This is a genomic window from Bradyrhizobium sp. LjRoot220 (assembly GCF_964252915.1).
Lineage (GTDB): Bacteria > Pseudomonadota > Alphaproteobacteria > Rhizobiales > Xanthobacteraceae > Bradyrhizobium.
On record NZ_CAXUPS020000004.1, the window covers coordinates 404,971 to 418,406 of the forward strand.

Consider the following 13,436-nt stretch of genomic DNA (forward strand, 5'->3'; position numbering starts at 1 on the left):
ATTGCCTCAAGAACATCTAATGCGATTTCGAGCGAAGCTGCACCCCGTCGGGGGTCGGCAAACGATCAATTTCGCATGGCTCGGGCCGATGATATGCCGCACCCGGCCAGCCTGCGGTCCGGCCGGTTCAGGCGATCTCGCACCCGTCCACCAGCACGCCTTGAAACCGAAAAAATGTCAATAAAAGCAAAGGCCCGGACAGCTGTCCGGGCCTTTGTCAGATCAGGGTGTTCAGATCGGGGGGCTCGGGACGCCCGGTGCCAGGATTACTCGTCCTCTTCGGGCTGCTCTTCCGGCGGCGCCAGGCCCTCGAGGCCCTTCAGGAGCTCTTCCTCGGTCATCCGCTCGACCGCGACCTCGGTGTCGTCGGCATCGACGCTGGCGCCGGCCGAGCCGATCAAAGGCACGGTATCGGGCTCAGGCTCATCGACTTCGACGAATTTCTGCAGGGAATGGACCAGTTCCTCGCGCAGATCCTCCGGCGAGATCGAGGAGTCGGCGATTTCCCGCAGCGAAACGACCGGATTCTTGTCGTTATCACGATCAACCGTAAGTTGCGATCCGGACGAGATCATCCGGGCGCGATGTGCGGCCAGCAGAACCAGGTCGAACCGGTTGTCGACCTTATCAATGCAATCTTCCACGGTGACGCGCGCCATAGACTGTCGCTCCGTTAAATGGGGCCCAATATGTCGGTTATAGGGGCTAGTTATAGGGGCGGATGGCGTTTCGCAAGACTAAATTTGTGATTTGCCTTCTTAATGGGCTCTGGTAACTCAAATCCCGGGGCCAGAAGGCCGGAGCGTCCAGAGACGGCGGGACACCGTCCAGGACAAGTATTCTCTCCTTGCATCGTCAAAAGTCTAGGTTTTTCGCCCTCGCCTCACCATAATTGCAGTGGTGACTGTCGTGGGGAAAGATTCACCGAACTTTGGACAGCTGAACTGGAAAGTGCGCGCGGTCGATTCCCGCTGCGCCAAAAACGTTAACAACAACGCGAGAACCCTTTGATGTCACCCGTTTCCAACAAGATCGCGCTCTTCATCGATGGCGCCAACCTCTATGCTACTGCAAAGACCCTCGGCTTCGACATCGACTACAAGCGCCTTCTCAAGGAATTTCAGAGTCGCGGCACGCTGTTACGGGCGTTCTACTACACGGCGATTATCGAGGATCAGGAATATTCCTCGATCCGTCCGCTGATCGACTGGCTCGACTACAACGGCTACACCGTCGTTACCAAGGCGACCAAGGAATTCATCGACGCCAGCGGCCGCCGCAAGGTGAAAGGCAATATGGACATCGAGCTCGCCGTCGATGCCATGGAACTCGCCGAGCATGTCGATCAGATCGTGCTGTTCTCCGGCGACGGCGATTTTCGCTCGCTGGTTGAAGCGGTGCAGCGGCGCGGCGTTCGCGTCACGGTCGTCTCGACGATCTCCAGCCAGCCGCCGATGATCGCCGACGAACTGCGACGCCAGGCCGACGTCTTCACCGACCTGGTCGAGCTGCAATCCAAGCTCGGCCGCGATCCCTCCGAGCGCCCCGCTCCGCGCGAGCCGCGTCACCACGCGCCGCAATTCCTGCAGCGCGCGACCACCATGGCGCCGCGGGCCGCCGGCGACGACGAATTCGACGATTGAAAATGATCCGGTACGTAGCCAAAGCCCGGTTCTGGAATCAGGACCGGGCTTTTGTTTTTGACGCTTTTTCCCGACGCGAACCGGTATCCGCTCCGCTTGAAAACGCGATGGTCGTAGATGGCTAGCGTCGCCGCCCTTCCCGCCACCGAACCCGACCGCAATTGCCCGCTCTGCCCGCGGCTCGCTGAATTTCGCGGCCAGGCGCGCGCACGCGAGCCGAGCTGGCACAATTCGCCGGTGGCCTCGTTCGGCGATTCCAAAGCCCGGCTGCTGATCGTGGGACTCGCGCCCGGCCTGCAGGGCGCCAATCGGACCGGACGCCCGTTCACCGGCGACTTCGCGGGCGACCTGCTCTATGCCACCTTGCTGGCATATGGCTTTGCCAAGGGCGTCTATCACGCGCGCCCAGATGACGGATTACGGCTGGTCGACTGCCGAATCGCCAACGCGGTGCGCTGCGTGCCGCCGCAGAACAAGCCGCTGCCGGTCGAGATCAACACCTGCCGGCAATTCCTGATCGCGACCATCGCCACCATGCCAAGGCTTCGCGCCATCGTGACGCTCGGCAGGATCGCCCATGAATCGACGTTGAAAGCCCTCGGCCTGCGCAGCGCGGCGGCGCCCTTTGCGCACGGCGCGGTGCATATGGCGGGCCCGATCAGGCTCTACGACAGCTATCACTGCTCGCGTTACAACACCAATACGCGCGTCCTGACGCCCGAAATGTTTCGCAATGTGTTTGCGAAAGTGCGCACGGATCTGGATAAGAGCTAGACGGGATTCTGCTTCAGCCACGCCAGCACGTCGCCGGCATTCCGGTCCGGCGGAAACACCGGATAGAACACGTGGCTGATGCGCCCGTTGTCGATGATCAGCGCCAGCCGCTTGATCAGCGTCAGCCCTGCCACCTCCATGGTTGGCAACTTCAGGCCGCGAGTCAGCGCCAGCTTCTCATCCGACAGCACCGGGAACGGCAGATGCAGCCGCGACGCCATTTCGGTCTGATAGACATTGCTTTGCGTCGACAGTCCGAACACGTGCCTGGCGCCGGCGGACTTCAGATCGGCGAACAGATCGCGGAACGCGCAGGTTTGCGGCGTGCAGCCGCGCGCGCCCGGAATCATGTCCCAGTCGTCGACCAGGCTGATCTTGCCGGGCTCGCCGGTGCGGGGATAGGCGAACACCACCGTGCGGCCCGGCAGCGCCGACAGCGTGACCGAATTGTCGTCGGTGGCGATCAGGCTGAGCGGCGGGATCGCCAGGCCGGTGAGATGGGCGGCCGCGCCATCGTCCGGCGGCGCAGGAATTTTGCTCCAGTCGACTTCGTGCAAATTTTTTTGATTCATTGTTGCCTCAGCCTTCCGCATGTCCCGACCTCATGGTGAGGAGGCGCTCTTGCGCCGTCTCGAACCATGAAGCCCCACAGCCTCATCCTTCGAGATGCGCGCAAGAGCGCGTTTCTCCAGCGATGAACTTACGCTCACGCGGGGATAAGGAAATCCGGCTACCCCCGCGCCCGCAGCAGGCGGCCCTTTTCGCGGCCCCAGTCGCGTTTCTTTTCGCTCTCGCGCTTGTCGTGCAGCTTCTTGCCCTTGGCCACCGCCAGCAGCAGCTTGGCGCGGCCGCGCTCGTTGAAATAGAGTTTTAGCGGAATCAGGGTCATGCCCTCGCGGTCGACCGCGCCCATCAGCTTGTTGATTTGCTTGCGGTGCAGCAGCAATTTGCGCGGCCGCTTGGGCTCGTGGTTGAAGCGGTTGGCCTGCAGGTATTCGGGGATATTGGCGTTGATCAGCCAGATCTCGCCGTCCTTGGTGTCCGCATAGGACTCCGCAATGGTGGTCTTGCCGTTGCGGATCGACTTCACTTCGGTGCCGGTCAGCGCGATGCCGGTCTCGATGGTGTCCTCGATCGCGTAGTTGAACCGCGCCTTGCGGTTCTCGGCGACGACCTTGATCGGGCGCTCGTTCTTCTCGGCCACATCAAGCTTTCTTGAGCAGATCGCGGATTTCGGTCAGCAGCTCTTCCTGGCGCGTCGGCTTCGGCGGCGCCGCGGGCGCCGCTTCATCCTTGCGCTTCAGCGTGTTCATGGCGCGAATGACGATGAACAGCACGAACGCGATGATGACGAAATTCAGCGTCAGCGTCAGGAAGTTGCCCCAGGCCAGCACGGCGCCCTGCTTCTTGGCATCCGCCAGATTGGTCGCCGACACCGACTTCGACAATCCGGTGAAATAATTGGAGAAGTCGAGACCGCCGGTGATGGCGCCGATGATCGGCATGATGACGTCGCCGACCAGCGAGGTCACGATGGCGCCGAAGGCCGCGCCGATGATGACGCCGACGGCGAGATCGACGACGTTGCCCTTCATCGCGAATTCGCGGAATTCCTTCAGCATGGTCGATTTCCTACGTGCATCAGGCGAAGTGAGAGGCCGGCTTCAGTTGATCAGGCCGGCATGGACCATGGCGTCGCGGATCACCTTGCCGGTCGGCGGCGTCACATTGATCAGCGGCAGGCGCACTTCCTCCTCCAGCCGTCCGAGCAGCTTGAGGCCGTGCTTGGCTCCGGCGAGGCCCGGCTCCTTGAAGATGGCGTCATGCAGCGGCGTCAGCCGGTCCTGGAGCTTCAGTCCGGTTGCATAATCGCCTTTCAGGACGGCCGACATCAGTTCGGCGCAGAGTTTTGGCGCCACATTGGCGACCACCGAAATGCAACCATGTCCGCCCGCCGCCATATAGGCCAGCGCGGTCATGTCCTCACCGGACAGCTGGATGAAATCCGGTCCCATCGCGTGGCGCTGTTGCGATACCCGGGCAAGATTGGCGGTGGCGTCCTTGACGCCGGCGATGTTCTTCAACTCGAACAACCGGGTCATGGTCTCGACCGACATGTCGACGACGGAGCGCGGCGGGATGTTGTAGATGATGATCGGGATGCCGATCGCGTCATTGACCGCCTTGAAGTGCTGATACATCCCTTCCTGGGTCGGCTTGTTGTAATACGGCGTGACCACAAGCACGGCATCGGCGCCGGCCTTCTCGGCATGGACGGCCAGATCGACGGCCTCGCGCGTCGAGTTGGAGCCCGCGCCGGCGATGACCGGCACGCGTCCCTTTGCCTCATCGATGCACATCTCGACCACCCGATGATGCTCGGCGTGGCTCAGCGTCGGGCTTTCGCCTGTGGTGCCGACGGGAACGAGACCGTGCGAACCCTGTTCGATCTGCCAGCTGACCAGACCGCGGAACGCCGCCTCGTCGAGCGAGCCGTTTTTGAATGGCGTGACCAAGGCGGTGAAAGATCCCTGGAATTTCGTCTTGGCTGCCATGGATTTCCTCCCAACGCGCTCGTGACGGCACTGCTAAAAATGACCAGCCAATTCATATCGGGTCTGGCGATCTGGCGAAAGGGCCGAAGGATATGGCCCCAGGCCTTTGTTTTTGACGCCTTTTCCGGCCGCGCGGCGTTGGCGATCCCAGATCGAATCCCAAGATCGAATCCTCGCTCGAAAACCCGTTAGCCGCGATTTTGCCGTGGTGATGGCGCAAACACCCCCGGCCGCGACGTTTTTAGCATTTTATCCACATATTCAATCAAATACACCTAAGGCTTCAGCGATTGAGTGATTCGCCTCCGCAGAGGAAAACCGTGACCCGTTCCGCCAGCGCAGCCGCATTGCGATCGACCGCACTGGCGACAGGTCTGATGCTGTCGGTCGGGCTATCCGCAATGTCCGTGGAAGCCTGGGCCAAGCCGAAAGTTCCTTTGCCGAAGCCGCGTCCGATCGCCCGCAACGCCGTTCCCAAGACGACTCCCACGGCGACGGCTGCGAGCCCGACGCAACATTCAGCGGCTGCAGCGACGGCTCCCGCCTCGCCAATCCCGGCGCCGGTCTTGGCACCGGTCCTGGCGCCTGCGACGCGCCAGCACGCCGCTGCGCCCGCGGCGCGTAAACACGTAACCCCTGCGGCGGTCGCCGCGACGTCGTCGACCCCGCAGTCCGACAAGGACGCGCTGGAAAACGTCATCGAGCTGGTTCGAAAGCGCAAGCCGGCCGATGCGACGCTGGCGCAGGCCGCGATATCGGATCCCGTCGCCCGCAAGCTGGCGGAATGGCTGATCCTGCGCAGCGACGACAATGGCGCTTCCGTCGAGCGCTATCGCGCGTTCGTTTCGGCCAATCCGAGCTGGCCCTCGCAGAGCTTCCTGCGCCGGCGCATCGAGGCCGCGCTGTGGGACGACCGTCGCGACGACGCCGCGGTCTGGTCGTGGTTCGAAAACGAATCGCCGATCTCGGCCAAGGGCAAGTTCGCGCTGGCGCGGGTGATGATCGGGCGCGGCGATCGCGCCAACGCCGAACGCCTGGTCCGCGATGCCTGGCGGCACGACGGGATGTCGGAGGACACCGAAACCGCCGCGCTCGATCTGTTCGGCGCGCTGCTGACCGCCGGCGATCACAAGGCGCGGATGGACTTGATGCTCTACGGCACCGAACAGGAAGCCGCCGGGCTGCGCGCCGCAAAGCGGCTGGGCGCGGGTCATCTCGCACTGGCCAAGGCGCGCCTCGCCGCCAACAAGAAGACCTCCAACAGCAAGGCGCTGCTCGATGCGGTGCCGCGCGAGCTGCACGGCGATCCCGGCTACCTCTTCAGCAAGATCCAGCTGCTGCGCCGCGACGAGAAATTCAACGAGGCCGCCCAGCTGATGCTGAGCGCACCGAGGGATCCGAACCGCCTGCATAATCTCAACGAATGGTGGATCGAGCGCCGGCTGCTGGCGCGCAAGATGCTGGACGTCGGCGAAAATCGCAGCGCCTATCTGATTACACGCGATGCGGCGCTGCCGTCGCGCGACATCTACAAGACCGAGCAGGAATTCACCGCGGGCTGGATCGCGCTGCGCTTCCTGAACGATCCTTCGGTAGCCGCCCAGCATTTTGCGCGGATCGGCGTCGGCAGCGTGAACCCGACCGCGCTCGCGCGCGCCGGCTATTGGCAGGGCCGCGCCGCGGAAGCTGCCGGCCGCGCCCAGGAGGCCCGCGCCGCCTACCTGAGGGCCGCCGAACAGTCGACCAGCTATTACGGCCAGCTGGCGCGCGCCAAACTTGGATTGCCGCAGATCGAATTGAGCGGTGTCCCGCGCGGCCGCGGCGCCGACCGGCTCGAGATCGTGCGCGCGGTACAATTGCTCTACGAACTCGGGGAGCGCGAGTTCGCTATCCCGATTTTCGCCGACATGGGCGAGAACGGCGATCCTGACGCGCTGGCCGGGCTCGGCGAGCTGACCGCGCGCTACACCGACGCCCGCGGCATGCTGCTGCTCGGCAAGGCCGCCCTCAATCGCGGCCTGCCATTCGATCACTACGCCTATCCCGTCAACGGCATCCCGCCGTTCAAGTCGATCGGGCCCGAGGTCGAGAAGAGCATCGTCTACGCCATCTGCCGGCAGGAAAGCGCCTTCAACCAGGCCGTGGTCTCGCCGGCGCAGGCGTACGGGCTGATGCAGGTGACCCCGGATGCCGGACGCTACGTCGCCAAGCGGGCCGGCGTCAGCTTCGACCTCAACCGGATGAAGACCGATCCGGTCTATAACGCGGCCATGGGCGCCGCCGAACTCGGCGGGTTGCTCGAGGACTATCGCGGCTCCTACATCCTGACCTTCGCCGCCTATAATGCCGGCCGGGGCAGCGTCAAGAAATGGATCGAACGCTACGGCGATCCGCGCGATCCCAAGGTAGATGCCGTCGACTGGGTCGAAAAGATCCCGTTCTCCGAGACGCGGAATTACGTGCAGCGGATCATGGAAAACCTGCAGGTCTACCGGGCGCGGTTCGGCGGCGGCACCAAGCTGCAGATCGAGGCCGATCTGCATCGCGGCTCCAGCATCGAGTAAAGCGCCGCCGCACCCCGCGAGTTTGCCGGCTCGCCTTTGGACCCGACCCGATCCAAGCCAACAGATATCCTGTAGGCCCAAAGGGCAATTTCATTAGGGCAAGGTTCCCGTCACGATCCCCTCGCCGCGCACAGGGCAGCTTCGTGCACTCTGTTCGCGTCAATGAAGATGGGGGACGTCGTGCTCATAATTCTGTGCCTCTACGTCGTCGCGCTCTGGCTCTTGTTCACAAAATTCAAGCTCGTGCGTTGGGGCTGGTTGTCCGGAGCGATTTCGATTTCCATCGGTGCATTGATCCTTGCCACATTCCTGGCGCTCTTCAACTATTTGACGCCATCCGGCAAGGTCACCGTGACCGGACGGGTCGTCGAAGTGACGCCAAATGTGAGCGGCCAGATCGTCGCTATTCCCGTCAAACCAAATGTGCCGGTGAAGGCTGGTGCCGTTCTGTTCCAGATCGACCCGGCACCGTTCCAGTTTAAAGTAGATCAGCTGCGAGCATCGCTGGCGGCCGCGCAACAGCAAACTCAGATATTGAAGTCCAGTTACGACCAGGCGAGCGCCAATGTTGCCGGACTGGAAGCTCAGGTGAAATTCAGTGCCAAGCGCCTGAAGGACATTCAGACGCTATATGAGAGCGGGTCGAACACCGAGTTCAGGGAACAAGATACCCAGGTTCAGTTCGAGACCGTATCCGCACAGCTCGGTGCCGCCAGGGCCGCCCAACAGAGCGCGAAATTTGCGCTGGATTCCGAGATCGGGGGCGTGAACACCACCGTCGCGCAGGTTCGGGCGCAGTTGGAAAATGCCGAGTGGGAATTATCGCAGACGACGGTTCGAGCGCCGGCCGACGGCTACGTAACGCTCGTAACCTTGACGGTCGGTGATCGTGCGCTGCAGGCCCGTTCGCTGCTTTCATTCGTCGTTGAAAGCGAGATCACGATTATCGGCATGTTCTCACAGAACGGCTTCGAAACGATCAAGGTCGGCGCGCCCGTCGATATCGTCTTCGATAACGCTCCGGGCCGCATCTATCACGCGAAGATTACCTCCATCCCCAAGGGCATAGGCCAGGGCCAAGTGGCAGTCTCCGGAACCCTTGCCCGAACGACGGCGCTCGGTGGCACGACCGCCTTTCCAGCGGAGATGTCCGTTCCCGACCAAATGAGCCGGGATTCGCTGCGGCTCGGAATGTCCGGAAATGCCACGGCCTATGCTCCAAACGCGGGTGTTATCGGACTCCTTGCCACCATTCTTGTCTGGGTCAGTTCCTATACCGCTTATCTCTAGCGAGTGCGCGGGACGAAGGAGCACCCGGCGCTGATGTCCGCTGCCGGTCAAACTTCGTGCTCAGCGTGCACGGAGACGTCCGCACCGACCTGATAAGCAGGCCTCATCACGCTCAACCGGCGGCCTGGAGAACGCAGCTTCATTTGGAGGCGGCCTGATGCTTCTCGTGCTTGAGCATCACATCTATCGCCTCGATAATTCGAATTTGCGGATTGGCCTTGCAATAAACAATCACGTCGTGCTCGAGCGCTTTGGTTCGAGCAATGTTGAAGTAATGCTTCTTTGCCAGGCCGTTGTACCAGCCGCTGTACCACGTCGTGAGCCGATCGGCGTCTTCCTGCCAGGTTCCGGCGAGTGCGGCGCAAGTCAGCGCTTGCACGTTAATGTACCCGTTGGCGTCCGCGTAGGCTGTGAGGTCCGTTTGCGCCTGAACGTGAGAACTCGCGGCCGCAAGCATCGCCGCCGCCATTGCCAGTGCTTTCATCGCTTTTACTCCAATGGCTTCTCGCATGAAGCGGACATTCGAACGGTGAACGTTGAGTGCTTGCAGTTCTCGTTGCGACGATAGCACGGCATACTGGCGGTAGATGTTGGACCAGGGTCCAATATCCCTGAGGTGCCCTCGCCCGTAGCGTGGTCCCATCCGGCTACCGCTTTATCTGAAGGAGTTCCCTCCTCGTGAGCCTACCGATCCGCTGGACTCGCTATTTCTGGCTGTTTGGAATCGTGGTCTCGATCTATGTCGGTGTCAGCTACCTGATATTGCCCGCAACATGGTCTCGGATCGAGCACGAACCCGGCCTTTCAAAACGGGCGATGGTAACTTCCACAGCTCAGGGAATACCAGGCGACGCGATCAACGTCGGGCTGATTGGAACCCGGCCGGACGTGGTCTCCGCATTCCATGCTGCCGGCTGGTATCCGGCCGATCCCGTGACGTTACGCAGCAGCCTCGAAATCATTGGAAGCGTTCTGCTGGATCGCTCCTACAAGGACGCTCCGGTCAGTCCGCTTTATTTCGACGGACGGCGCGAGGATCTGGCGTTCGAAAAGCCTGCGGGCGCCAGTGCGGACCGTCGGCAGCACGTCCGGCTGTGGCTGGTTTTGCAAAGCGGTGCTGACGGCAATCCGGTTTGGCTGGGATCGGCGAGCTTCGACAGTGGCGTCACTTTGAGCCGCGATACGGGTCAGGTCACCCACAAGATCGCACCAAATATCGACCAGGAACGCAATCGTCTCATTGAGGGACTGGATAACGCCCGCACGGTACTGAGTATCTCCCAAATGAAGGGAGTCGGTCCGACCTTGAACGGTCGCAACGGCGAAGGCGATCCCTATTACACCGACGGCGAGATATGGGTGGCGAAGCTGGTCGCGGCCGGTCAGAAAGCGCCGGGGCCCGCGAATCTCGTTCCCGCTCCGGCCCTGATTCAGATCAAGGATCAAATGGTCGCGTGGAGTTCTCTCCTGAAGTAACTCGCGCAAACCGACAGGAATTGCCTTCCCTTTCCGGTCGAGCGGAGATGTCCGGTTCGAAAGTCAATCGCGCCACTTCGGTTCCAGGCCGGCGCCTGGATGGGATTCGTCGGGCACCAGACCGCCGCGAAAGCCTTACTTTGTAATCGTACGCCTCGTTGGTGTAACCGTCGACGTCGGCGCGGCATTCGAGATTGAGAACGTCAGCCAGACATTCCAGCCTTCGGGCCGGTTTTCCGAGGCGAACTCCTTGTAACCCTTGAAATTCAGGTATCCCTGCTTGTCTCCAATCGGAAAAAGATAGCCGAGCTGGGGGCCAGCACCGAAAACGCGCGATTTGAATCCGCCTAGGAAAGCCGCGGCTCCGAAGTCGTCCGTGACCTGCTGATAGGCATAGCCGACCGCGCCGACAAAGAGCTGCTTGGACAAGAAGTGTGATGCACCCCAGTCAAAATGGAAGTCGATGCCACTTTGATAATCCGTGGTCGGGTTTGTGAAGTTGTAGGTGAAGCCGCCGACGCCGGAGAATTCAAACCCCGTCGCCGGGTTGAGGTAGGTGTATCCGGCGCCGAAATCGATGCCGCCATGCCCGATACCGATGTTCGACAGGCGTGTGGATTCGTAGGCTCCGACGGGAATGTCGCCGAAGCCATAGATCATATAATTGTGGACGCCCTGATTCCATTTCAGCGTCACCAGCGGATAGAGATCGCCGACGCCGGTCACCGAATCCGACAGAACGCCATTGCGGGTCGCGACAATGGGTCCGACCTGTGCGGTCAAGGTGCCGGCGATGCTGGTGTCGACATGGCCGACCGCTCCGATCACGCCAATGGCGAACTGGCCGCCGAGCACCGGCGTCGCGAAGGTGTAGGTTGGCGCAATGAACAGCAGATCGCCGCGGGCCTTCAAAGTGGCATTGAGACTGACGTTCGCCGTCGCCGGGACCTGGCCGATCTGGATTTGCCGCGCTGCCGCAACATTGCCGGAAGCACCAACGCTGGTGTGATAGGCCACCGTACCGAGCGACCAACCCGGTGTGACGGGGACGGCAGCGAGGCTTCCGAAAAAGCCCGGAAGCCAAAGCGACACTCCGTTCTCGTCCGCCCGGGCCGCCTGAGATTGAAGCGCCAACGTCGCGGCAGCGATGAGTGTCATGCGGCAGATGTTCGAGGCAGCGATTGTCATCCGAATCTCCCAAGCCCGCGTCACCACTTGAGCAAATTAGATCAACGGTGTTCTAAAGTCTGTGGTTTTGCAGCCACACGCTGCACTAGAAAGTTCTTTCAATGACGCATCCGGCGACAACGCATATTGCTCGCCCCCGAACACGGATATTGCGCTGCGTGCAATCGCAGCCACGCGATAGCCCAGCCGGCAGCTTGTCGAACACGATACCGAGGTGTGCACTGACCTCGATTACCCGGAAGGAATCATGATCGACCCCATGTAACACCGGCTCAGTTGCTCGAAGGTGGATTGCGCAGCTTTTCCATCGCCTGTTCGACCGAGAATGAGCCTGGTCGCTGGCGCGGCGGAAACTGCTGGAAGCTCATGAGATGCTGCCCCACGATCGCCTGTGCGGGCACCAGCACAAAGGCATGCTCGACGAACCAGCGAACGTAATCGCCGGCTTCGTGCTGGGCTCGCTCGAACGGGTCCGAACGGAGGTTGAACAGTGACGGCAACCGAAGCTGTATCATCGGCTGCGACCAGACGTCGAATCCATGCGCCTTTTGTTCCAGGAAGACGGCTTTCCATTGGTCGTAGCGAAGCCCGGCCAGGTTGCCGTCGTCGGTCCAGTAGAAGAACTCGCGGCGCTTGTTGGCACCTTTGCGCGAGAGAAGGTCGCGCTGGTCGTAGCCGTCGAGGTGAACCTTGAAGTTCTTGCCGGCAGCGTCATAACCCGACAGCAACTTGTTCTTGACGTCTGGCTCACCGGCTGCCGCCACCAACGTGGTGGCCCAGTCCTCTGCCGAGAAGACGTCGTTGATCTCCGTTCGCGGCGGCACCTGTCCAGGCCAGCGCACCATTGCCGGCACGCGATAGCCGCCCTCCCAATTGGTGTTCTTCTCGCCCCGGAATGGGGTGGTACCGCCGTCGGGCCACGAGAATGTCTCTGCGCCATTGTCGGTGGTGTAGATGACGATCGTGTTGTTGGCGATCCCGAGGTCGTCGAGCTTCTTGAGCACCTGCCCGACCTGGCCGTCATGTTCGACCATCCCGTCGGGATAAATCCCGAGGCCGGTTTTTCCCTGCGATTCAGCCTTGAGACGGGTCCAGATATGCATCCTGCTTGGGTTGAACCACACGAAGAAAGGTTTCTTGTCGCGATTTGCGCGCTCGATGAAGTCGGTCGCGGCGCCAAGGAATTCCTCGTCGATCGTCTCCATGCGCTTCTTGGTGAGCGGCCCGGTATCCTCGCATTTCTGCTTGCCCCAGGTACCGAAGCGGGGATCGTCGCCCGGCGTGTCGGTCGCGACGGCGACGCACTTCATCACACCACGCGGGCCGAACTGCGCCCTGAACGCCGGATTCTTTGGATAGTCAGGATGTTCGGGCTCGTCCTCGGCATTCAGATGATAAAGGTTGCCGAAGAACTCGTCGAAGCCGTGCACCGTAGGCAGGAATTCGTTGCGATCGCCAAGGTGATTCTTGCCGAACTGCCCGGTTGCGTAGCCTTGCGGCTTCAAGAGTTCAGCGATAGTCGGATCCTTGCCGGACAAGCCTTCCTTGGCCGCAGGCAGACCCACCTTGAGCAATCCCGTGCGCAACGGACTCTGGCCGGTGATAAAGGCCGCACGACCGGCGGTGCAGGATTGCTGCCCATAATAGTCGGTAAAGATCGCGCCCTCGTTGGCGATGCGGTCGATGTTCGGCGTGCGATAACCCATCATGCCACGGTTGTAAGCGCTGATGTTCCAATAGCCGATGTCGTCGCCCATGATGACAAGGATGTTGGGCTTCTGTGGTTGCTGGGCGGACAACGGGGAAACCGCCGCTGTTGCCGCTGCGACCGATGCCAGAAGACCAAGGCAGGCGCGTCGAAAGATGTTCATGAGCGTTTCCTGTTGTCGCGCGTGTCACCGTAGCGGCGCGCCGCCTCGGGATTGGCTGAACCTCAGCAACTTGAT

The 13,436-nt window shown here is 61.5% G+C and carries 13 protein-coding genes; 5 read left to right on the forward strand and 8 right to left on the reverse strand.

Translation table 11 applies throughout. The annotated features are described in order from the left end of the window. Positions 1 to 266 precede the first annotated feature (266 nt). Positions 267 to 659: a DNA-directed RNA polymerase subunit omega gene (gene rpoZ, locus ACSQ84_RS20315; protein ID WP_074276225.1), complete on the reverse strand. Its 393-nt coding sequence runs from the start codon at positions 657 to 659 to the stop codon at positions 267 to 269. Between the two features lie 351 nt (positions 660 to 1,010). On the opposite strand from rpoZ, the gene ACSQ84_RS20320 reads away from it, so the two are divergent. Both ACSQ84_RS20320 and ACSQ84_RS20325 read left to right on the forward strand, forming a co-directional pair. Further along, the gene (locus ACSQ84_RS20320; RefSeq protein WP_436213479.1) at positions 1,011 to 1,643 is read left to right on the forward strand and encodes an NYN domain-containing protein; all 633 of its coding nucleotides are present in this window, start codon (positions 1,011 to 1,013) and stop codon (positions 1,641 to 1,643) included. Between the two features lie 117 nt (positions 1,644 to 1,760). Then, on the forward strand, positions 1,761 to 2,417 hold the full coding sequence (locus ACSQ84_RS20325; RefSeq protein WP_436213480.1) for a uracil-DNA glycosylase: 657 nt from the start codon (positions 1,761 to 1,763) through the stop codon (positions 2,415 to 2,417). On the opposite strand, the gene ACSQ84_RS20330 is transcribed toward ACSQ84_RS20325, so the two are convergent. The 4 genes from ACSQ84_RS20330 to dapA all read right to left on the reverse strand — a co-directional run bounded on the left by ACSQ84_RS20330 (position 2,414) and on the right by dapA (position 4,972). Next, positions 2,414 to 2,989: a peroxiredoxin gene (locus tag ACSQ84_RS20330; RefSeq protein WP_436213481.1), complete on the reverse strand. Its 576-nt coding sequence runs from the start codon at positions 2,987 to 2,989 to the stop codon at positions 2,414 to 2,416. The genes ACSQ84_RS20325 and ACSQ84_RS20330 overlap by 4 nt on opposite strands. Before the next feature lie 158 nt (positions 2,990 to 3,147). Next, entirely contained in the window at positions 3,148 to 3,621 is a 474-nt protein-coding gene (smpB, locus tag ACSQ84_RS20335; protein ID WP_192733623.1) for an SsrA-binding protein SmpB, read from the reverse strand. Position 3,622: 1 nt separating this feature from the next. Beyond that, a complete protein-coding gene (mscL, locus tag ACSQ84_RS20340; RefSeq protein ID WP_436213482.1) occupies positions 3,623 to 4,039 on the reverse strand; it encodes a large conductance mechanosensitive channel protein MscL in 417 nt (138 codons plus the stop codon). A gap of 42 nt (positions 4,040 to 4,081) precedes the next feature. Beyond that, complete coding sequence (gene dapA, locus ACSQ84_RS20345; RefSeq protein WP_436213483.1) at positions 4,082 to 4,972, reverse strand: 4-hydroxy-tetrahydrodipicolinate synthase; 891 nt, start codon at positions 4,970 to 4,972, stop codon at positions 4,082 to 4,084. A 320-nt stretch (positions 4,973 to 5,292) separates the two neighbouring features. Here dapA and ACSQ84_RS20350 point away from each other — a divergent pair, with 320 nt between their 5' ends. Both ACSQ84_RS20350 and ACSQ84_RS20355 read left to right on the forward strand, forming a co-directional pair. Next, positions 5,293 to 7,536, forward strand: coding sequence for a transglycosylase SLT domain-containing protein (locus ACSQ84_RS20350; RefSeq protein ID WP_436213484.1), 2,244 nt, complete (start codon positions 5,293 to 5,295; stop codon positions 7,534 to 7,536). Positions 7,537 to 7,716: 180 nt separating this feature from the next. Next, positions 7,717 to 8,826: an HlyD family secretion protein gene (locus ACSQ84_RS20355; RefSeq protein ID WP_436213485.1), complete on the forward strand. Its 1,110-nt coding sequence runs from the start codon at positions 7,717 to 7,719 to the stop codon at positions 8,824 to 8,826. A gap of 139 nt (positions 8,827 to 8,965) precedes the next feature. Here the strand turns inward: ACSQ84_RS20355 and ACSQ84_RS20360 are convergent, their stop codons facing one another. Then, positions 8,966 to 9,310, reverse strand: coding sequence for an HdeA/HdeB family chaperone (locus ACSQ84_RS20360; protein ID WP_436213486.1), 345 nt, complete (start codon positions 9,308 to 9,310; stop codon positions 8,966 to 8,968). Between the two features lie 194 nt (positions 9,311 to 9,504). On the opposite strand from ACSQ84_RS20360, the gene ACSQ84_RS20365 reads away from it, so the two are divergent. After that, positions 9,505 to 10,302, forward strand: a complete 798-nt coding sequence (locus tag ACSQ84_RS20365; RefSeq protein WP_436213487.1) for an LssY C-terminal domain-containing protein — start codon at positions 9,505 to 9,507, stop codon at positions 10,300 to 10,302. Between the two features lie 135 nt (positions 10,303 to 10,437). Here ACSQ84_RS20365 and ACSQ84_RS20370 read toward each other — a convergent pair whose 3' ends face one another. Together ACSQ84_RS20370 and ACSQ84_RS20375 are read right to left on the reverse strand one after the other, a co-directional pair. Then, the gene (locus ACSQ84_RS20370) at positions 10,438 to 11,490 is read right to left on the reverse strand and encodes a SphA family protein (protein ID WP_436213488.1); all 1,053 of its coding nucleotides are present in this window, start codon (positions 11,488 to 11,490) and stop codon (positions 10,438 to 10,440) included. 272 nt (positions 11,491 to 11,762) lie between these two features. Next, positions 11,763 to 13,361: an arylsulfatase gene (locus ACSQ84_RS20375; protein ID WP_436213489.1), complete on the reverse strand. Its 1,599-nt coding sequence runs from the start codon at positions 13,359 to 13,361 to the stop codon at positions 11,763 to 11,765. Between the last annotated feature and the right edge of the window lie 75 nt (positions 13,362 to 13,436).